Source organism: Endozoicomonas sp. PH6C (assembly GCF_059322965.1).
On the sequence record NZ_CP185342.1, the window covers coordinates 5,293,034 to 5,316,040 of the forward strand.

Consider the following 23,007-nt stretch of genomic DNA (forward strand, 5'->3'; position numbering starts at 1 on the left):
GAGAAAAAAAAGGAAATACCAAAAAAGTATGGAAGGCATCAAAAACAGACAAAGGTTTCTGAAAGAATAATCTCATCGAGTTCCGAAACTGATAGTCATTCGTCAAAAAAGACCGGTTTTAAATCTGAAAGCTACAGTTTTTCAGGGTTAACATCTTACTCTGAGACTGGTTGCCGTTCGTCAACAAAAACTGTTTACGGATCTGATCGCAGTTATTGCTCAGAGTCTGAGGCTGAATCTGATAGCCGTTCGTCAGGGTCAGATAACTCATACAAAACTTATGAATCTGTTGAAATGAGTGACAGAGCTCAGTTACTTGAGAGGTACAATCGTCTATTAATTGCCCCCAACTTATCCGATTTTAAAATACAAGGAATACCAAGCAGAGATGAGTTCAGGAAAAAATATAAAAAGCTGTTATTAAGAATACACCCAGACAAAGCAGGGAAGGATAACGAGGAATTATTTAAAACAATTTTTCCTATTTGTGAAGAAATTATGAAAAAATTAAAATAACCTGATACCAAACAATTACTTCAGAAAAGCAAAAGAAGAAGAAACAAGGACAACCATAAATTTGATTGACCATCCACCCGGAAACCCAGTCAAGAGCAACGACAACAATTCATTAAAGAGGTACTATGTGAATTCATACTCTCCCCCCTCGATCATGGAACTTTTTTCCAGCCAGTCACTCTAAAAGCGCAGAAATCACCTTTACGAAAGTGGTAAATATTAATTTTGGATATTTCGAATGAATGTTACTCACGGAACGGGAACCTCTGCAAACCTTTACCCTTCCACACAATCAAAGTCTGACACCCAGTCGGTAACGGCCTCTGGCCAATGGACAGTCTGCGAATCGACCAGCAGGCTGCTACCTGGTCCTTCCAGGGAGTCTGAGCGACAAGAGCTACTGCAGGCCGCTGAGACTGGACGCCTGGCGTTTCGGCGAATCAGATTGAATATAGAAAACGATTACTTCTCGGGTCAGAGGGCACCAAGGCCCTTCACAATCGCCCTGCCGGGGGGAATGATGCCCACTAGGCCCATGCCAAAAGCAGATTTTGGTAAATGGATGGTAGGCATTGTTGATCCACAATGCCTGTATGTCTATAAATGTGATGCATTTACTGGACGTGTGCTGATAGAGCCCGGCGTCACTCCGGAAACACTGCGTGCAAAACTATTGCCTGATCTGCAATCATCGCTCAATAGACGTCTTGAGCATGGCAATCAGGTCATCTGGAGAGTTTATCCTCATCGTTTTACCTCAGGACATCTGCAAGAGGATGGAACGTTCAGTTTACCAAAATTGAAATCCGACAATGACACCCCTTTACTCGACTACCCGGAACTGGTGCTCACCCAATATGACAAAAAAGACATCAAATGCTTCTGTGCATACAAAGATGCACAGATAAATATTGCCGAGATCCTGGGGGACAAGCGTCAGTGTGAAAAGGTATTGAAGATTAAATCCCCCCTGCCTCTGGTTATATATTGCTATCGCACAGGTTCTGTTGAGGTTTATTTTGATGATGAGCTGAACAATAAACACCTGGCCAGGAATGAAGATTCTCTGGATTATTTTGCGATTTCACAGGGCATAGCCCCGGAAAATTTCAGAGCCATGTTGAATCTACTGCCAATGTCTTTGCGGACAGAGGCACTGAGTTCGGAATTAACCGTCTCTCCAGATGCCAGTCACAAATTACAACAGGCCATCAAACTGGTCACTAATCCTCGTTTTTACAGTTACGAGGAGCTTCTGAAATTAAAACAGAGTGGCTTGGCAATTCACCAGCCTTTTTTTCAGGAAGGAGATTTTGAATCTTTGCTTGAAATGCTCCTGACTCAGGAAATGATCAGAAACGAAAACACTGTTCTGGAAATGATCAGAAACGAAAACTCTGTTCAGGAGCAATCTCAGCAACAGGAAGAAACAGCCTACCGAATGTTTCGGCTGATTTTGCAAAGTGGGGCAAGTTTGCCGAAAAAGTGGTGCCTGGATTTCATTTACCGAATGGACAGATTTGACCATTATATAATGCCACCGGGCATAATGAATTGTATGCTGGTTGCCTTTAGACCCATTCAATTCCTGACTCTGCTCCATCTCAGGAAGATCGCTTTGTCCACCTGTCCGGGAGCCCTTGTTGAATTTGACCGCATTTGCCAGGGGCTTAGTCAACAGCAACGGCAGGACGCTCTGGAACAGATATTGCGGCAACATTTGAACGATTGTTACCGCCCCACTCTCGACACCGTCGAGTCTCAGTTGCTAGCCCTGTTTTGCTTCGGAGCTTCCCTGAACAAAAACTTTCTGAACTCTTTTCAATCCTATTTGCGTAAGGAATATCCTGAAGGTAAGAAAGTTATTGCTGATTTTTCTGCGGATGATTACATCACATGGCTTAAAAAACTGTGGGATCAACGAGCAACACATTCTTTGTACCAGAATTGGCCAGAGCGTGTCCGGCAGGCTGAGCGGGACATCAAGGACCTGCAACAATCTCTCGATCAGGTCGATTCTGGCCCATCGGCAACAGCATTGTCAGCTCAGGCACCGGCGGCATTAAAGTTTGTGGTGGACGCCTTCAGCAAGCCGCCGACCCTGCCAGATAATGTCGGCGACAATGAAAAAACCATCCTGAAGGTATTGCTGCATTATTATCGCCGTCCGGGACCGGAACGAGTGGTTCAGAGCCTTGGCAGACAGTCTATGCCAGCAGTGTGGAAACCCCTGCACAGTTGCAGTCATGTCCTGCGAGCCAGGAATAATGGGCACTGGTATATGGAATTGCTGAAGAAATTTCAGCAGTGTTCTCTGGGCAAAGAAGAAAAAGAACTCCTGTCTCTGGCGATTATCTACCATGACGCTGCTGCCGAAGATGTTGACAAATCAGTGGAAGAAACAAAGTCAGCCGAGTACTTCAAACGGGACCTGACCGGGCACTACCCCAAACAGCTGCTGGAGAATATAGTGCTGGCAATGGTCAGCAAGGAAAACGATGTCGAGGGTAAGGATGAACAGAACCTGCCTGACTCTGTGCGCTGGTATCTGCGCATATTACGCTTTGCAGATCGAATGGACTTTATCCGTTGCCGTGGGATTGGGGCTGATTTTCCCGGATTAACGGTGACTCGAACCCTGGGTTTTGACGCTACACGTCTTGACCTGCCAGCGCAGCTGACTCGAGATTTTACCGCCGAGCCTGACAACAAGACTGAATTCCAGCGTCATCTCGAAGCCGCCATGCACGGTGCGGCTGATCTGGCGCGGGTAACCGGGCAACTTCAGGATTATCGCAAAAAAAACTACACCAAAGTCTATGGCCTGAACGACAGTGGCTCCAATATCTCTGAAAACTTTGAATGGACAACCGAGCCTTTGCAGAGAATGAACCAGTTTATTGACGACAATGTCCGCCGCAAAATGGCTCAGCAGGCCGGCATTATTGTCTGCTCAGACCCCAGCCACAAAGCCTGCAAGGCGGATCAGAAAAAAGGGATCACTCGTGGTATTCATAACAGCTGGTATGATCTCAGGCAGGTGACGATTCCTGCCGGAATGACGCTGCTGGAAAAGATGCAGTACGAACATGACCCGTCACTGCTGAGCCCGGCAACACAAAAAGCATTAGCGAAAGAGCTGCAACGGCTGAGGAGCGAAGGTATTCGGATGAATCCGGGCACCTTGACACAAAAAACACTGACTTCGGAGGAAGCCCGAAAGGTGTTGGAACGGCGGGGTATTGCTGTGGTCAGCGAGAAGCGTCCCTACTTTACCAACCAAGGTTTCCCGAAAGAACGGGAAATGCTGGTGCCTGAGAAGAGAGCAAAGCTTGATGCCCAGCAAAATGCGCCAGAAGGGTGGACGTGCTCAGTCCTTTGATCTCGCTATGAAGTCAAAGTGGAACTTTTTGCCAGCCAGTTGGAACTTTTTGCCAGCCAGTGACTCCAAAAAAAGGTAGCCCCACAGGAAAGCAGGTAAGTAATAAGTTTTACAGGAGTATTACCATGAATGTTGCCCAGGGAACGGGAACCAGCACAAACCCTTACCCTCCCACGCAATCAAAGTCTGACACCCAGTCGGTAACGGCCTCTGGCCAATGGTCAGTCTGCGAATCGACCAGAAGGCTGCTACCCGGTCCTTCCAGGGAGTCTAAGCGACAAGAGCTACTACGGGCCGCAGAGACTGGACGCCTGGCGCTCCGGGCAATTGATTTGTATAAAGAAAAAGAATACTTTTCGGGTAAGGGGGCACCAAGGCCTTTCACTCTCGCCCTGCCGGGGGGAATGATGCCCACCAGGCCCATGCAAAAAACGGATTTTGGTGAATCGATGATAGGCATTGTTGATCCAAAATGCCTGTATGCCTATAAATATGATGCAGCTACTTCACGTTTGCTGATAGATTCAAGCGCCACTCCGGAAACGCTGCGAGCAAAACTACTGCCTGATCTGCAATCATCACTTCTTAGACGTCTTGAGCATGGCCATCAAGTCCTCTGGAGAGCTTATCCTCATCGTTTCACCTCGGGACATCTGCAAGAGGATGGAACGTTCAGTTTACCAAAATTGAAAATCGGCAATGTCACCCCTTTACTCGACTACCCGGAACTGGTGCTCACCCAATATGGCAAAGAAGACATAAAATGCTTCTGTGCATACAACGATACACAGACAAATATTGCCGAGATTCTGCGTGACAAGCGTCTGTGTGAAAAGGAATTGGAACTTGACCCGCTGCCTCTGGTTGTTTACTGCTGCCGCACAGGTTCTGTTCAGGTCTACTTTGATGATGAGCTGGATAATAAACACCTGGCCAGGAATGAGGATTTTCTGGATTATTTTGCGATTTCACAGGGCATAGCGCCGGAAAATTTCAGAGATATGTTGAATCTGCTGCCAATGTCTTTGCGGACAAAGGCACTGAGTCTGGAATTAACCGTCTCACCAGATGCCAAGCACAAATTGCAACAGGCGATCACGCTGGTGCAAAATCCTCGTTGTTATAGTTACGAGGGGCTTCTGAAATTAAAACAGGGTGGCTTACCCATTCACCAGCCTTTTTTTCATAAAGGACGTTTTCAATCTTTGCTTGAAATGCTCCTGACTCAGGAAATGTTCAGAAACGAACAAACTGATCAGGAGCAAACTCAGAAACAGGAGGAAACAGCCTACCGAATGTTTCAGCTGATTTTGCAAAGTGGGGCAAGTCTGCCGAAAAAGTGGTGCTTGAGCTTCATTTACCGGATGGATGACTCTCTCTCTTGTACAATGCCACCGGGCATAATGAATTGTATGCTGGTTGCCTTTAGACCATTTCAATTCCTGACTCTGCTTCATCTCAGGAGGATCACCTTGACCGCCTGTCCGGGAGCCGTTATTGAATTTGACCGTATTTGCCGGGGGCTAAGCCAACCGCAACGCCAGGACACTCTGGAACAGTTATTACGGCAATATCTGAATGATCGTATTCTCCCTTCTCTCGACACCATCCAGTCTCTCTTGCTGGCCCTGTTTCACTTCGGAGCTTCTCTGGACAAAAACGTTCTGAAATCTTTTGAATCCTATGTGCAGAAGGAATATCCCAAAGGTAATGGAGTAATTGCGGGTATTTCTCAGGATGATTATATCAACTGGCTTGAAAAACTATGGGATCAGCGAGAAACACATGCTTTGTACCAGAATTGGCCAGAGCATGTTCAACAGGCTCATCGGGACATAGAGAATCTGAAACAATCACTCGGTCTGGGCGATTCTGGTACATCGACAACACCCATGGCGGCCACGGCACCAGCGGCATTAGAGTTTGTGGTAGAAGCCTTCAGCAAGCCGCCGGTCCTGCCAGATAATGTCGGCGACAATGAAAAAACCATCCTGAAGGTATTGCAGCATTATTACCGCCGACCGGGACCGGAGCGGGTGATCCAGAGTCTGGGCAGACAGACCATGCCAGCAGTGTGGAAACCCCTGCACAGTTGCAGTCATGTCCTGCGGGCCAGAAATAATGGGCACTGGTATATGGAATTGCTGAAGAAATTTCAGCAGTGTTCCCTGAGCAAAGAAGAAAAAGAACTCCTGTCTCTAGCAATTATCTACCATGATGCAGCTGCCGAAGATGTCGACAAATCAGCGGAAGAAACAAGGTCAGCCGAGTACTTCAAACGGGATCTGACCGGGCATTACCCTGAACAGCTGCTGGCTGATATGGCAATGGCGATGATCAGCAAAGAAAACGATGTCAATGGTAAAGATGAACAGAACCTGCCTGACCCTGTGCGCTGGTATCTGCGCATATTGCGCTTTGCGGATCGAATGGACGTTATCCGTTGTTTTGGGGTTGCGCCTTATTTTCCCGGTTTAACAATGACTCGACCTCCGGGTTTTGACGCTACACGTCTTGACTTACCAGCGCAGCTGACTAAAGAGTTCAGCTCCGAGCCTGACAGCAAGAGTGAATTCCAACGTCATCTGGAAGCTGCCATGCACGGTGCGGCTGATCTGGCGCGGGTAACCGGGCAACTTCAGGATTATCGCAGAAAAAACTACACCAAAGTCTATGGCCTGAACGACAGTGGCTCCAATATCTCTGAAAACTTTGAATGGACAACCGAGCCTTTGCAGAGAATGAACCAGTTTATTGACGACAATGTCCGACGCAAAATGGCACAGGAAGCTGGCATTATTGTCTGTTCAGATCCCAGCCACAAAGCCTGCAAAGCTAATCAGAAAAAAGGGATCATTCGTGGTATTCACAACAGCTGGCATGATCTGGGACAGGTTGAGATTCCAGCCGGAATGACGCTACTGGAAAAGATGCAGTACGAACATGACCCGTCGCTGCTGAGTCCGGCAACACAACAGGCGTTGAAGAACGAGATACAGCGGCTCAAGAGCGAAGGGATACGAATGAATCTGGGCACCTTGACTCAAAAAACACTGGCTTCCAAGAAAGCCCGAAAAGTGCTGAAAAAGCGTGGTATTACCGTGGTCAGCGAGAAGCGTCCCTACTTCAGCAACGAGGGCTTCCCGAGAGAACCGGAAATACTGGTGCCAAAGCTTAATGCTCAGCAGAATGCGCCAGCGGGGCGTGCATGTGCAATCCTTTGATCCCTCTATTGAAATTCGTCTACGGGCGGTGGCTCCCTGGCGAGCAAATTATGACACCCATTCGGCAACTGCCTCCGGCCAATGGACAGTCTGCGAATCAACCAGCAAGCTGCTACCCTGCCACCCCAGAGAGTCAGAGCGACAAGAGCTACTGTGGGCCGCTAAGAGTGGGCTTCTGGCGTTCCGACGAATTGAGTTGACTAAAGAAGACCATTACTTTTCGGGCAAAGGAGTACCAAGACCCTTTACCCTCGCCCTGCCAGGGGGAATGGTGCCTACCGAGCCCGTGCCGGAGAGGTATGGTAAATGGATGGTAGGCATTGTTGATCCACAATACCTCTTCCTCTATAAACGTAACGCATCCACGAGACGGATTTTGGCAGAGCCTGACGTAACTCCGGATACTCTGAGAGTGAAATTACTGCCTGATCTGCAATCGTTGCTCGGTAGACTTGTTGAGCATGCTGATCAAGCCTTCTGGAGAACTTATCCTCACCGTTTCACCTCAGGACATCTGCTGCCCGACGGGACGTTCAGTTTACCCAAATTGAAACCCGACGATGTCGCCCGCTCACTTGATTACCCGGAACTGGTGCTCAGCAGCTACGGCAAAGAAGACATCAAATGCTTCTGTGTATACAAGGATGCAGGGATGAATATTGCTGATGTCCTGCAGGACAAGCGTCAGTGTGAAAAGGAATTAAAGCTTAAATCCTTGCCTCTGACTGTTTATTGCCATCACACAGGTTCTGTCGAGGTCTGTTTTGATGATGAGCTGGACAGTAAACAATTGGCCAGGAATGAGCAGTCTCTTAATGATTTTGCATTTTCACAGGGCATAGCCCCGGAACATTTCAGAGCCCTGTTAAATCTGCTGCCAATGTCTTTGCGGGCAGAGGCACTGAGTTCGGAATTAAGCGTCCCACCGAACCTGGTGCACAAAATGCAACAAGCCATCAAGCTGGTGAGTCATCCTCGTTCTTACAATTATGAGGGGCTTTTGAAATTAAAAGAAAGTGGCTTGCCAATTCACCTGGATTTTTTTTACGAAGGAAAGGTTCGATCTTTACTTGACATCTTGCTGGTTTCCGAAAGGTCCAGAAACGATGGGTCTGGTGAGGAGCAAACCGAACAGGAGAGAGAAGCTTGTCACTTACTTCAGCTGCTTCTGCAAAGCGGGGCAAGACTGGGGACTGCTATTTCAAGCATTCACGCCATGGCGGATGACATGCAAACGGTCATACCAGCGAGCACAATGAATTATATGGTGGCTGCCTTTGCTCCATTTGATTGTCTGACCCTGAAACATCTGCGCAGAATATCTTTAATCCATTGCCCGGGAAGCGTCGTTGAATTTCACCGAATCTGTCGGGCTCAAACTCAAAAGCAACTTCAGAAATGCATGAAAGAGGTATTCTATGATGTCTGTTTACACTCTCGCCCCCTAGAAATTATCAGGACCCGCTTACTAGCCCTCTTTCATTATACTGACCTGGACTTGGAGACTCTGTATAGAGTTAAACGAACGCTGGACTGCTATTACCCCGACGGCAAGAAAGTTATTGATGATTTTTCCGTGGCGGATTATATCCAATGGGTTGAAAAACTATGGAAGCAAAGGGAAACGCATCCTTTCTACCAGAATTGGCCAAATCATGTCCGGCAGGCTGAGCAGGACATCGCGGACCTGAAACAATCTCTCGGTCTGAACGACTCTCAAAAGCTTGCGACACAATTGGCAGCCAAAAAACCAGAGGGATTAGCGTTTGTGGTGAGCGCATTCAGCGCACCGCCAGTCCTGTCTGATGATGTCGGCGATAATGAAAAAACCATCCTGAAGGTATTGCAACATTATTACCGTCGGCCGGGACCGGAACGGGTAATCCAGAGCCTTGGCAGACAGAGCATGCCAACAGTCTGGAAACCGAAGCACAGCTGCAGTCACGTCCTGCGGGCCAGAAATAACGGGCACTGGTATATGGAATTGCTGAAGAAATTTCAGCAGCGTTCTCTGAGTCCGGATGAAAAAGAACTCCTGTCTCTGGCAATTATCTACCACGATGCGGCTGCCGAGGATGTCCCAAAATCAGTGGAGGAATCAAGGTCAGCTTCTTATTTCAGACGGGACCTGGCCGGGCATTACCCTGAACAGCTGCTGAATAATATAGCCATGGCGATGATCAAAAAGGAAAACGATGTCAATGCTGGCGATGAGCAGAACCTGTCTGAGTCTGTGCGCTGGTACCTGCGCATATTACGCTTTGCGGATCGAATGGACGTTATCCGTGGTTGCGGGGTTGGGACCGACTTTCCCGGATTAACAGTGGCTCAACCTCAGGGTTTTGACGCTACACGTCTTGACTTACCACCACAGCTGACTGGAGATTTTACTTCCAAGCCTGACGACAAGCCTGAATTCCAACGTCATCTCGAAGCCGCCATGCACGGCGCGGCTGATCTGGTGCGAATAACCGGGCAACTTCCAGATCAGCGCAACAAAAACTACACCGAAATCTATGGTCTGAACGACAATGGCTCCAGGATCTCTGAAAACTTTGAATGGACAACTGAGCCAGTGCAGAGAATGAACCAGTTTATTGACGACAACGTCCGGCGCAAAATGGCTCAGGAGGCCGGCATTATTGTCTGTTCAGACCCCAGCCACAAAGCCTGCAAGGCTGATCAAAACAAAGGGATCACTTATGGCCTTCATAACAGCTGGTATGATCTTGGGCAGGTGGCGATTCCAGCCGGAATGACGCTGCTGGAAAAAATGCAGTACGAACATGACCCGTCGCTGCTGAGCCCGGCAACACAACAGGCAATAGAGCAAGAGGTGCAACGGCTGAAGAGCGAAGGTATACGGATGAATACGGGCACCTTGACGCAGGAAACGCTGTTTTCGGAGAAAGCCCGGACAGTACTGAAACAGCGAGGTATTGTCGTGGTCAGCGAGAAGCGTCCCTACTTTACCAATGATGACCTCCTGAAAGAACGGGAAATACTGGTGCCAAAGAAGATAACCAAGCTTGATGCTCAGGACAAACCAGCAGGAAAAGACCGACAAAATCCTCTGATCTTGCCTTAAAAATTAGCTGGGATGGAACTTTACAGCAGCCAGTTACTCTAAGTACTTCAAAATCCCTGCAAACGAGAGCAGGTAAATAATAATTTTTAAAGGAGTATTACCATGGATGTCGCCCGGACCGCTGCGAACCCGTGCACACCATCTCAACCCGAATCAAACTTTGCCACCCGGTCGGTAACAGCCTCTGGCCAATGGACAGTCTGCGAACCGACCGGCAAACGGCAGCTGCATCATCCCAGGGGGTGTGAACGGCACAAGCTACTGCAGGCTGCCAAGAGTGGACGTCTGGCGCTCAGGCGCATTGATTTGTCCAGAGAGAGAAAATACTTTTCTGACAAGGGAGCACCAAGACCCTTCACCCTCGCCCTTCCGGGGAGGATGATGCCTAACGCGCGCATTGGGAAAGGGTTTGGGAAATGGATGGTAGGCATTGTTGATCCACAATGCCTGTATGCTTATAAACGTAACGCGATTACCAGGAAGCTGATGGTAGAGCCTGACTTAACTCCGGATAAACTGGGAGTAAAACTACTGCCTCATCTACAATCTTTGCTCGATAGACGTCTTGAGCGTGGCGATCAGGTCATCTGGAGAGTTTATCCTCGTTTCACCTCGGGGCATCTGCAAGCGAATGGGACGTTCAGTTTGCCAAAGTTGAAATCTGGTCCATGTACCCGTACAGATGATTTCCCGGAACTGTTACTCGCCCACTACAGGAAGGAAGACATCCAATGCATTTGCGTTTACAAGGATGCAGAGATGAATATATCCGAGATCCTGCTGGACAAGCGTGAGTGTGAGAAGGAGTTGCAGCTTGGATCCTTGCCACTGGTCGTTTATTGCCACCGCACAGGCTCTGTTCAGGTCTATTTTGACGATGAGCTGCACAGTGAACACTTGGCCAGCAATGAGCATTCTCTGAATGATTTTGCGTTTTCACAAGGCATAGCCTTTAAACATTTCAGAGCCCTGTTAAATCTGCTGCCAATGCCTTTGCGGGCGAAAGCACTGAGTTCATCAGAATTAACCATTCCTCCGAATCTTGTGCATAAATTGGAAGAAGCCATCGAGCTGTTGATTAATCCCTCTTGTTACAGTTACCAGCAGCTTCTGGCATTGAAACTCAGTGGTCTGCCTCTTAAGTCCCCCTTTTTTTTCCGTACGGCGGGAATCAGATCTTTGCTTGATCTTCTCCTGCATAGTGAAATATTAAGAAACAATAAGCTTCAGGAACAGCAAATCAGGGAGCAGCAGGAGAAAGAAGCTTACCGGTTATTTCAGCTGCTTTTGCAGAGCGGGACAAGGCTGACTGAATTTGGTGTGGAGCTCATCAGCCGCATGGAATATAAGGATGAATCTGCAATGCCAGCGGGCCTATTCAATTGTCTGGTGGCTGCTTATGCTCCATTTGACTTCCTGAACCTGGAACATCTCAGTCAGTTACCTTTAATCGGTTGCCCGGGGAGCATCGTTGAATTTGACCGAATCTGTCGGGGCAACAGTCAACTGCAAAATCAGGACTGTTTGAAAGAGGTATCACTTTGTACAAAAACCAGGCTGGGTCTGACCCTCGAACATATTCAGTCCCACTTATTGGCCTTGTTTCATTATGAGGCTATCCCGGACGAAGACTTTCTGAATGATCTTGCAGAGGATCTGGAGCTTTACTGCATTGACGGCAATGAGACTATTGGTGATTTGTCTGTGGCTGATTACATCGAATGGCTTGAAAATCTGTGGAAGCAACGGGAAACCTATCCTTTGTATCAGAATTGGCCAAAGCATGTCCTGCAGGCTCAGGAGGACATCAGGAATCTGAAACAATCAATGGGTCTGGACGCTTCTCACAACCAGGCAACACCATTGGCAACCGAAACACCAAAGGCACTAGAGTTTGTGGTGGACGCCTTCAGCAAACCGCCGATTCTGCCTGACAATGTCGGCGATAATGAAACAACCATCCTGAAAGTATTGCAACATTATTACCGCCGTCCCGGACCACAACGAGTCATCAAGAGCCTTGGCAGTCAGACCATGCCAACCATGTGGAAACCAGAGCACAGTTGCAGTCATGTCCTGCGGGCCAGAAATAATGGGCACTGGTATATGGAACTGCTGGAGAAATTTCAGCAGTGTTCCCTGAAACCGGATGAAAAAGAACTCCTGTCTCTGGCCATTATCTATCATGACGCGGCTGCCGAAGATGTTGACAAATCAGTGGAAGAATCAACGTCAGCTGAGTATTTCAAACGGGACCTGACAGAGCACTACCCTGAACAGCTAGTGAAGGATATGGCACTGGCGATGACCAGCAAGGAAAACGATGTCATGGGCGGCGATCAGCAGAACCTGTCTGATTCCGTGCGCTGGTATCTGCGCATACTGCGTTTTGCGGATCGAATGGACGTTATCCGTGGTTGCAAGGTTGGGGCTGATTTTCCCGGATTAACAGTGGCTCGACCTTCGGGATTTGACGCTGGACGTCTTGATATACCATCACAGCTGACCGAACAGTTTACCTCCGATAGTGACAACAAAACTGAATTCCAACGGCATCTGGAAGCCGCTATGCACGGTGCAGCCGATCTGGCCCGGGTAACCGGACTACTCCGGGATTGGCGCAAAAAAAACTACACCGAAGTTTACGGTCTGATTGGCAATGGTTCAAAGATCTCTGAAAACTTTGAATGGACCACTGAGCCAGTGCAGAGAATGAACCAGTTTATTGATGACAATGTCCGGCGCAAAATCGCTCAGGAGGCCGGAATCATTGTCTGTTCAGACCCAAGCCACCAGGCCTGCAAGGCTGATCAAAGTAAAGGGATCACTTATGGCATTCATAACAGCTGGTATGACCTGAGGCAGGTGGCGATTCCGGCCGGAATGACGCTGCTGGAAAAGATGCAGTACGAACATGACCCGTCGCTGCTGAGCCCGGCAACACAACAGGCAATAGAGCAAGAGGTACAACGGCTGAGTAGCGAAGGTATACAGATGAACCTGGGCACCTTGACACAGGAAACACTGCTTTCGGAGGAAGCCCGGGGAGTACTGAAACAGCGAGGCATTACCGTAGTCAGCGAGAAACGCCCCTACTTTACCAATGACGAACTCCCGAAAGAATGGGAAATGCGGGTGCCAGAGAAGATGGCAAAGCTTGATTGAGAGCACGACTGCATGGATGCGCAGTTGCCGTGCAGGGAACTTTTCACCGGCCAGTTACTCCAAGAACGAAAGAATCCCCAAACGAAAGCAGGTAAATAATAAATTTTAAAGGAGTACTACCATGGATGTTGCCCATACCGCTGCGAGTCAGTGTCCACCATCTCAACCCGAATCAAACTTTGACACCCGGTCGGTAACAACCTCTGGCCAATGGACAATCTGCGAAGCGACTGGCAAACGGCTACCGCATCATCCCAGGGAGTGTGAACGACAAAAGCTACTGCGGGCTGCTGAGAGTGGGTGCCTGGCATTTCGGAGCATTACATTGACGAATGAAATAGATTACTTTTCAGGCAAGGGAGCACCAAGACCCTTCACCCTCGCCCTGCCGGGGCGGATGATGCCTACCAGACGTATGTCGAAAGGCCATAGTAACTGGATGGTGGGCATTGTTGATCCAAAATGCCTGTACGTCTATAAACGTGATGCACGGACTGTAAGGCTGACGAGGGAGCATGGTTTTAGTCCGGATACACTGCAAGTAAAACTACTGCCTGATCTGCAATCTCTGCTCAATAGACGTCTTGAGCGTGGCGATCAAATCATCTGGAGAGTTTATCCTCGTTTCACCTCGGGGCATCTGCAAGCGGATGGGACGTTCAGTTTGCCAAAATTGAAACCCCGCGAGAAGTTTTTCTCAATTGATTACCCAGAACTGGTGCTCGCCAAATACGCTAAAGAAGACATCAAATGCTTGTGTGTTTACAAGGATGCGGAGATGAATATATCCGATATCCTGCTGGAAAAGCGTGAGTGTGAAAAGGAATTGCAGCTTAAATCCTTGCCACTGGTCGTTTATTGCCACCAAACAGGTTCTGTTGAGGTCTATTTTGACGATGAGCTGGACAGTAAACACCTGGCCAGAAATGAGCATTCTCTGAATGATTTTGCGTTTTTAAGGGGCGTAGCCTCAGAAAATTTCAGAGCCGTGTTAAATCTGCTGCCAATGTCTTTGCGGGCGGAGGCACTGAGTTCAGAATTAAACATCCCACCGGATCTTGTCCACAATCTGCAAGAAGCCATCAAGCTGCTGAGTAATCCCTGTTGTTACAGTTACGAGCGGCTTCTGGAATTAAAACGTAATGGCTTGCCGGTTGAGCAGCCTTTTTTTTACATTGCGGGTATTAGATCTTTGCTTGATTTTCTCATGCATAGCGAAGTATATAGACACAATGATGTTCAGGAACAGCAAATCAGGAAGCAGCAGGAGGAAGAAGCTTACCGATGTTTTCAGCTGCTCTTGCAGAGCGGGACAAGGCTGACTGAATTTGGTCTGGAACTCATCAGCGATATGGCATCCAGGAATGAATCTGCAATGCCAGTGGGCATATTCAATTGTCTGGTGGCTGCTTATGCTCCATTTGACTTCCTGAACCTGCAACATCTCTGTCGGTTACCTTTAATCAGTTGCTCGGGGAGCATCGTTGAATTTGACCGAATCTGTCGGGGCAACAGTCAACTGCAAAATCAGGCCTGTTTGAACAGGGCATCACTTTATGTGACAACCAGGCTGGCTCCAACCCTCGAAGATATTCAGTCCCACTTATTGGCCTTGTTTCATTATAAGGCTATCCCGGACCAAGACTTTCTGAATGATCTTAAAGACGATCTGGAGTGGCTTTACCCTAAAGGCAAGAAGGTTATTGGTGATTTTTCCCTGGCTGATTACATCGAATGGATTGAAAATCTGTGGGAGCAACGGGAAACCTATCCTCTCTACCGGAATTGGCTAAAGCATGTCCAGCAGGCTCAGGAGGACATCAGCAATCTGAAGCAGTCACTCGCTCTGGACGCTTCTCACGACCAGACAACAGCATTGGCAACCGAAAGAACCAAGGCATTACAGTTTGTGGTGGACGCCTTCGGCAAAGCGCCGGTCCTGCCTGAAAATGTCGGCGATAATGAGGCAACCATCGTGAAAGTATTGCAACATTATTACCGCCGTCCGGGACCGGAAAGAGTCATCAAGAGCCTTACACAGATCATGCCAGCAGTATGGAAACCAATGCACAGTTGCAGCCATGTCCTGAGAGCCAGGAATAATGGGCACTGGTATATGGAATTGCTGGAGAAATTTCAGCAGTGTTCCCTGAAACCGGATGAAAAAGAACTCCTGTCTCTGGCCATTATCTACCATGACGCGGCTGCCGAAGATGTTGACAAATCAATGGAAGAATCAGCGTCAGCTGATTACTTCAAACGGGACCTGACAGGGCACTACCCTGAACAGCTACTGAAGGATATGGCACTGGCGATGACCAGCAAGGAAAACGATGTCATGGGCGTCGATCAGCAAAACCTGTCTGAGTCCGTGCGCTGGTATCTGCGCATATTACGCTTTGCGGATCGAATGGACGTTATCCGTGGTTGCGGGGTTGGGACTGATTTCCCCGGATTAACGGTGGCTCGACCTTCGGGATTTGACGCCAGACGTCTTGACATACCATCGCAGCTGACCGAACAGTTTACTTCCGACACTGACAACAAAACTGAATTCCAACGGCATCTGGAAGCCGCCATGCACGGTGCGGCTGATCTGGCGCAGGTAACCGGACCACTGCGAGATCAGCGCAAAAAAAACTACTCCCACGTCTACGGTCTGATTGGCAATGGTTCAGAGATCTCTGAAAACTTTGAATGGACAACTGAGCCAGTGCAGAGAATGAACCGGTATATTGACGACAATGTTCGGCGCAAAATCGCTCAGGAGGCCGGCATTATTGTCTGTTCAGACGGCAAACACCGAACCTGCAAGGCGGATCAAAACAATGGGATCACTTATGGTATTCATAACAGCTGGTATGATCTCCAGCAGGTAGCGATTCCGGCCGGAATGACGCTGTTGGAAAAGATGCAGTATGAACATGACCCGTCGCTGCTGAGTCCGGCAACACAACAGGCAATAGAGCAAGAGGTGCAGCGGCTGAGGAGCGAAGGTATACGGATGAATACGGGCACCTTGACGCAGAAAACACTGCTTTCGAAGAAAGCCCGAAGAGTACTGAAACAGCGAGGTATTGCCGTGGTCAGCGAGAAGCGTCCCTACCTTAACAACGATGGCTTCCGGAAAGAATGGAAAATGCTGGTGCCAAAGAAGAAAGCGAAGCTTGATGCTCAGCAGGAAAAGACCGATAAAATCCTTTGATCTTTCTATGATAATGCCACTATGAACATGGAACTTTTCGCCAGCCAGTGACTCTAAATTACTGTAAGCCCCCATATGGAAGTAGGTAGGTAACTTGTTTTACAGGAGTATTACCATGGATGTTGCCCACGGAACGGGGACTTCTGCGAGCCCGTACCCTTCCCCTCAATCAAAGTTTGACACCCCGTCGGTAAAAGCCTCGGGCCAATGGGCATTGCGCAAATCGACCAGCAAGCTGCTACCCAATGATCGCCGGGAGTCTGCTCGACAAGAGCTACTTCACGCTGCTGAGAGTGGACGCCTGGCGTTTCGCCGAATTGAATTGACTGAAGAAAAAAATAACTTTTCAGGTAAGGGGGCACCAAGGCCCTTCACCCTCGCCCTGCCGGGGAAGATGGCGCCCACTGGGACCGTATCAGAAAGATGCGGTAGATGGATGGTAGGCATTGTTAATCCTCAATGCCTGCATATCTACAAACGTGATGCTAACACCCAGCATCTGGCGTGGGGCACTGGCCCAAATCAACTGGGTGTAAAGCAACTGCCTGATCTGCAATCATTGCACGATAGACTTCTTGAGCGTGCTGATAAGATTGTCTGGGGAGTTTATCCTCGTTTCACCTCGGGACATCTGCAAGCGGACGGAACGTTCAGTTTACCAAAATTGAAACTCGGCGATGGCACCTTCTCAGCTGATTACCCGGAACTGGTGCTCACCAAATATGGCAAAGAAGACATCAAATGCTTTTGTGTATACAACGATGCCCAGATAAATATTGCCGATATCCTGCTGGACAAGCATCAATGTGAAAAGGAATTTCAGCTTGACCCCCTGCCCCTGGTTGTTTATTGCCACCGCACTGGTTCTGTACAGGTCTATTTTGATGACGAGCTGAACAGTATAAACCTGAACACGAATGAGCATGCTCTGAATGATTTTGCGTTTTCACAGGGCTTAGCCCCAGACCATTTCAGAGATATGTTGAATCTGCTGCCAATGTTGCTGCGGGCAAAAGCACTGAGTTCGGAGTTAACCGTCTCATCGGATGTAAAGCATAAACTGCAACAGGCCATCAAATTAGTCAGTGATCCCTGTCATTACAGTTATGAAAAGCTTCTGGAATTAAAACAAAGTGGCTTGCCGATTCACCAGCGTTTTTTCCATGAAGGATTTGTTGATTCTTTGCTTGACCTGTTGCTGTTTTCCGAAATAGACAGAAACCGTGAGCCAGAGCATGAGCAAACCCGGAAACAGGAGGAAGAAGCTTGTCGCTTACTTCACCTGCTTCTGCAGAGCGGGGCAAAGCTGGGAACTGCTGCTTCCGAAATTGACAACATGAACAATAGCTCAGAACCGTTAATGCCAGTGGGCGTAATGAATTATCTGGTGGCTGCTTTTGCTCCATTTGATTTTCTGACCCTGGAACATCTCAGCAGAATACCTTTAACCGGTTGCCCGGGAATCGTCGTTGAATTTGACCGAATCTGTCAGGGTTACAGTCCAGGGCAACTAAAGCAGTGTATGAAAGAGGTATTATCTGATGTGTTTGTCGACTCTATATCGCTCGACATGATCAAGTCACGCTTGCTGGCCCTTTTTCATTATGACGTTTGCCCGGACGAAGAGATTCTGCTTGATCTTAAAGACATTCTGAAATGGTATTACCCGGACGACAGGAAAGTTATTGGTAACTTTTCCATGACTGATTATATCCAATGGATCAAAAACCTGTGGCTGCAACGGGAAACACATACTTTCTACCAGAATTGGCCAGAGCATGTCCGGCAGGCTCAGCGGGAGATCAGGGACCTCAGACAATCGCTCGGTCTGGACGATTCTGGCGCATCGGCAACAGCATTGGCAGCTCAGATACCAGCGGCATTAAAGTTTGTGGTGGACGCCTTCAGCACACCACCAGTCCTGCCAGATAATGTCGGCGATAATGAAAAAACCATCCTGAAGATATTGCAGCACTATTACCGCCGTCCTGGACCGGAACGGGTGATCCAGTGCCTGGTCAGACCAACAATGCCAGCAGTATGGAAGCCGCAGCACAGCTGCAGTCATGTCCTGCGGGCCAGGAATAATGGGCACTGGTATATGGAATTGCTGGAGAAATTTCAGCTGTGCTCCCTGAGCCCGGATGAAAAAGAACTCTTGTCTCTGGCGCTTATCTACCATGATGCGGCTGCCGAAGATGTCGACAAATCAGCGGAGGAATCAAAGTCAGCTGAGTATTTCAGGCGGGACCTGGCCGGACGCTATTCTGTGCAGTTGCTGGATGATATGGAACAGGTGATGACCAGCAAGGAAAACGATGTTAAGGGTAAAGACCAGCAGAACCTGCCTGACCCTTTGCGCTGGTATCTGCGCATATTACGCTTTGCGGATCGAATGGACGTCATTCGTGGTTGCGGGGTTGACACTGATTTTCCCGGATTAACGGCGACTCGACCTTTGGGGTTTGACGCCAGACGTCTTGACATACCTTCGCAGCTGACCAGTCAGTTTACCTCCGGGTCTGGTAACAAAACTGAATTCCAACGTCACCTGGAAGCTGCCATGCACGGTGCGGCTGATCTGGCGCGGGTAACCGGGCGACTTCGGGATCAGCGCAAAAAAAACTACACCGAAGTCTACGGTCTGAACGACAATGGCTCAAAGATCTCTGAAAACTTTGAATGGACAACTGAGCCAGTGCAGAGAATGAACCAGTTTATTGACGACAATGTCCGGCGCAAAATAGCTCAGCTGGCCGGTATTATTGTCTGTTCAGACCCCAGCCACCAGGCCTGCAAGGCGGATCAGAACAAAGGTGTCACTTATGGCATTCATAACAGCTGGTATGATCTTCGGCAGGTAGAGCTTCCGACTGGAATGACGCTGCTGGAAAAGATGCAGTACGAACATGACCCGTCGCTGCTGAGCCCGGCCACACAACAGGCAATAGAGCAAGAAGTGCAGCGGCTGAAAAGCGAAGGTATACGGATGAATACGGGCACCTTGACCCAGGAAACGCTGGATTCGGAGGAAGCCCGGGAAGTGCTGAGCAAGCGTGGTATTGCCGTGTTCAGCGAGCAGCGTCCCTACTTTACCAACGATGGCTTCCCGAAAGAACGGAAAATGCTGGTGCCAGAGAAGAAATAAGACCGGAACTTTTTCCCGGTTAATCACTCTAATGATGAACGTATCCACCCTCAGGGAATTGGAGAATAACAACAATTATTGGAGTGACATCATGAATACTTTAAGTGGTATAAATTGTTTTTCCTGCCTGCGCCCGCAGCCAAACCCTCACACACAGTCAGTAGCGGCATCTGGCCAATGGACAACCACCGAACCAACCAAACGTCTACCCCCGCCTTCCAGAGAAGATGAGCGACAAGCACTGCTGGAGGCTGCAAAGTCTGGTCGCCTGGCGGTTCGGCAAATTGAATTAGCTGAAGAAGCCAGTTACCTGGATAGCAATAGCACACCAAGAACCTTTACCCTTGCCCAACAGGGGATGCCCTGCTCGAGCCGGACAGCTGAGCAGAAATGGACGGTAGGCATCGTCGATCCAAACTGCCTGTACGTCTACAAAAAAAATGCCGCCAGCAAGTGGCTGGAATATGGCGCAGCTACGGATAAACCGGGCGAAAAACTACTGTCTGATCTGCAATCATTGGCTGAAAAATCTGATGAGATAAGGGAACAAACCTGGTGGAATGTTTATCCTCCTTTTACCTCAGGACATCTGGAGCCGGACGGGATGTTCAGTTTACCAAAACTGAATGAGTACAAATATGATGCCTCTATGCCTACTTCACAATATTTTCGTCACCCCGCGCGTTCAGAAATCGTAGTCACCCACTATGGAAAAGGAGACATCAAATGCTTTTTTGTTGTCGGTGATACCTTTAAAAATATTTCGGATATCCTGCAGGAAAAAAGGCAGTGTGAACAGGCACTGAAAATTGAACCACTGCCACTGGTTGTTTTTGACCACCACACCGGGTCTGCAGAGGTCTGTTTTGATGATGAACTTGACTTTGAACATCTGGCCCTGGTTGAGCATTCTCTGGATATTTTCAGGTCTTTCCGGAATATTGGCTTTAACACTCTCAAGGACATTATGAATTTGTTGCCAATGCGTACGCAAACAGAAGCACTGAGGTCAGGATTTACCATCCCGCCGGGTGATCAACATAAGTGGCAACAGGCCATCGAGCTGGTGAGTGATCCCTGTTCTTTCAGTTGCCAGAGACTTTCGGCTTTAAAAGAGAGCGGCTTACCCATTCACCGCTGTTTCTGTCATGAAGGAACGGTTACTTCTTTGCTTGATATGCTTCTGATTTCAGAGCTGAAAAGATTCAATAACGAGCCCCGGGAACAGAGCGTTCCGGCCCAGGAGGACGAAGCTCTGCAAGTACTTAAGCTGCTTTTGAAGAGCGGGGCAATACCGACTGCACGTGGCTTGTCCATTATCAAAACGATGGGATCAAATGGTCAACTTTTCCTGCCACCGGCCCAATTCGATTGTATGGCGGCTGCCTTTGCTCCATTCAGGTTCCTTACCTTGCAAAACCTTTGGAATATACCATTGACCAGTTGTTGGGGAGGCATCGTTGAATTTAACCGAATCTGCAAGAAATACGATCATCAGCAATTGCAAAGTCGCCTGAGAGAGGGGTTATCTCGTGAGCGACTTTTTCAGAAACCAACCCTTGATACCCTGGAGTCCCACTTACTGGCCCTGTTTCATTTCGGGGCTGTCCTGGACGATAAGGTTCTGGATGCGGTTAAACGCGATCTGGCGCATTGCAATGACAACATGAGGGTTATTGATAATTTATCCGTGGCTGGTTTCATCGAATGGGTTCAAGGTCTTTGGTGGGAACGCAACACCCACAGTCTTTACCGTAATTGGGAAACACATTTCACCGAGGCCCGTGAGCAACTTGCGAAACTGAAACAATCCCTGGATCTGCCGAACAATCGCCACGCATCGTTAAAACCGATGTTACAGTTTTTGGTGGATGCCTTTAGCAAACCGCCGGTCTTGCCGGATAATGTCGGCGATAATGAAGACACCATCCAGAAGGTGTTACAGCATTATTACCGTCGCCCGGGACCGGAGCGGGTGATTGCCAGCCTGGGCTACTTCTTCCCGGATACGTGGAAACATAACTCCTGCAGTCATGCGCTTCGGGCCAGGAATAATGGGCTCTGGTATATGGAATTGCTGGAGAAATATCAGGCATATTCTTTTACTCCACAAGAAAAAAGTCTTCTGCCGCTGGCCATTATTTATCAAGGGGCCGCTTGTGAAGATGTCGAAAGATCGGCGGAAAAAACAAAGTCAGCTGATTACTTCAAACGGGACCTGACCGGGCACTACCCTGAATCGCTGTTGAATGACATGGCACTGGCGATAGTCAACATGAAAAACAAGGCCGGTGATAAAGCTGAGCAGAACCTGTCTGAATCCGTAAGCTGTTATCTACACGTATTACGCTTTGCTGTTCTTATGGACAAAATTCGCTCTAAAGGGGTTAGCCCTAATTTTCCGGGATTGACGATGGCTCAACGTCGGATTCCTGATGCTTCAGACCTTGACCTGCCACCGCATTTGGCTACCGATTCTGCCAGCGAGCAAGACTTCAAAACTGAATTCCAACGGCATCTGGAAGCCGCTATGCACGGTGCGGCTGACCTGGTGCAGGTGCAAACCAAGCACCCATGGGAGCCGACTTTAGACAAGCGTGAAAATCCTTACATCCAAGTCTACGGCCTGGTTCCTGATGGCAAAAAAATCACTAAGCAATTTGATCTGACAGCGGAGCCCGTGCAGAGAATGAACCGGTTTATTGATGATAATGTTCGCCGCAAAATTGCCAAACAGGCCGGAATTATTACCTGTTCAGACCCCAGTCACCAAACCTGCAAGGCGGATCAGAACAAAGGAATCACTTATGGTATTCATAACAGCTGGTACGATCTCAGTCAGGTGAGGGTTCCGGCCGCAATGACGCTGCTGGAAAAGATGCAGTTCGAACATGACCCGTCGCTGCTGAGCCCGGCAACACTTCAGGCAATAGAGGAGGAGGTGCAGCGGCTGAAGAGCGAAGGTATTCGGATGAATACGGGCACCTTGACCCGGGAAACGCTGGATTCGGAGGAAGCCCAAAAAGTGCTGAAGGATCGGGGTATTGCCGTGATCAGCGAGAAGCGTCCCTACTTTAGCGACGATGGCTTTACGCAAGAACCGGAAATACTGGTGCCAAAGAAGATAGCAAAGCCTGATTGAGAGCATGTCGGCAGGTTGGCATGGACAATCCGTTGACCACACTATGAGTGAATACCGCTTCGGGCAATAAGATCCTGACGGAACTTTTTTACCAACCAGTCACTCTAATAATAAGTATCGGCCCTCAGGGAAGAGGG

Annotated in this window: 8 protein-coding genes; all 8 read left to right on the forward strand. The window is 48.7% G+C overall.

Going from position 1 to position 23,007, the window contains the following annotated elements; translation table 11 throughout:
- The first annotated feature begins 294 nt into the window (after positions 1-294).
- The 8 genes from ACOMG9_RS19450 to ACOMG9_RS19485 all read left to right on the forward strand — a co-directional run bounded on the left by ACOMG9_RS19450 (position 295) and on the right by ACOMG9_RS19485 (position 22,870).
- Positions 295-516 carry a hypothetical protein gene (locus ACOMG9_RS19450; RefSeq protein ID WP_448218102.1) on the forward strand — a complete coding sequence of 74 codons (222 nt, stop codon included), beginning with the start codon at positions 295-297 and terminating at the stop codon, positions 514-516.
- A 238-nt stretch (positions 517-754) separates the two neighbouring features.
- On the forward strand, positions 755-3,898 hold the full coding sequence (locus ACOMG9_RS19455; RefSeq protein WP_448218103.1) for a hypothetical protein: 3,144 nt from the start codon (positions 755-757) through the stop codon (positions 3,896-3,898).
- Between the two features lie 125 nt (positions 3,899-4,023).
- Positions 4,024-7,122: a SidE phosphodiesterase domain-containing protein gene (locus ACOMG9_RS19460; protein WP_448218104.1), complete on the forward strand. Its 3,099-nt coding sequence runs from the start codon at positions 4,024-4,026 to the stop codon at positions 7,120-7,122.
- Entirely contained in the window at positions 7,076-10,210 is a 3,135-nt protein-coding gene (locus ACOMG9_RS19465; protein ID WP_448218105.1) for a hypothetical protein, read from the forward strand. The genes ACOMG9_RS19460 and ACOMG9_RS19465 overlap by 47 nt, the downstream gene beginning before the upstream one ends.
- A 102-nt stretch (positions 10,211-10,312) precedes the next feature.
- Positions 10,313-13,375, forward strand: coding sequence for a hypothetical protein (locus ACOMG9_RS19470; RefSeq protein ID WP_448218106.1), 3,063 nt, complete (start codon positions 10,313-10,315; stop codon positions 13,373-13,375).
- 121 nt (positions 13,376-13,496) lie between these two features.
- A complete protein-coding gene (locus ACOMG9_RS19475; protein WP_448218107.1) occupies positions 13,497-16,580 on the forward strand; it encodes a hypothetical protein in 3,084 nt (1,027 codons plus the stop codon).
- 115 nt (positions 16,581-16,695) lie between these two features.
- A complete protein-coding gene (locus ACOMG9_RS19480) occupies positions 16,696-19,728 on the forward strand; it encodes a hypothetical protein (RefSeq protein ID WP_448218108.1) in 3,033 nt (1,010 codons plus the stop codon).
- A 91-nt stretch (positions 19,729-19,819) separates the two neighbouring features.
- Positions 19,820-22,870: a hypothetical protein gene (locus ACOMG9_RS19485; RefSeq protein WP_448218109.1), complete on the forward strand. Its 3,051-nt coding sequence runs from the start codon at positions 19,820-19,822 to the stop codon at positions 22,868-22,870.
- Positions 22,871-23,007 lie beyond the last annotated feature (137 nt).

What these genes read in the sequence shown, in the direction of transcription:
- ACOMG9_RS19450 (WP_448218102.1), top strand. Translation starts at nt 295, where the DNA reads ATGAGTGACAGAGCTCAGTTACTTGAGAGGTACAATCGTCTATTAATT.
- ACOMG9_RS19455 (WP_448218103.1), top strand. Translation starts at nt 755, where the DNA reads ATGAATGTTACTCACGGAACGGGAACCTCTGCAAACCTTTACCCTTCC.
- ACOMG9_RS19460 (WP_448218104.1), top strand. Translation starts at nt 4,024, where the DNA reads ATGAATGTTGCCCAGGGAACGGGAACCAGCACAAACCCTTACCCTCCC.
- ACOMG9_RS19465 (WP_448218105.1), top strand. Translation starts at nt 7,076, where the DNA reads ATGCTCAGCAGAATGCGCCAGCGGGGCGTGCATGTGCAATCCTTTGAT.
- ACOMG9_RS19470 (WP_448218106.1), top strand. Translation starts at nt 10,313, where the DNA reads ATGGATGTCGCCCGGACCGCTGCGAACCCGTGCACACCATCTCAACCC.
- ACOMG9_RS19475 (WP_448218107.1), top strand. Translation starts at nt 13,497, where the DNA reads ATGGATGTTGCCCATACCGCTGCGAGTCAGTGTCCACCATCTCAACCC.
- ACOMG9_RS19480 (WP_448218108.1), top strand. Translation starts at nt 16,696, where the DNA reads ATGGATGTTGCCCACGGAACGGGGACTTCTGCGAGCCCGTACCCTTCC.
- ACOMG9_RS19485 (WP_448218109.1), top strand. Translation starts at nt 19,820, where the DNA reads ATGAATACTTTAAGTGGTATAAATTGTTTTTCCTGCCTGCGCCCGCAG.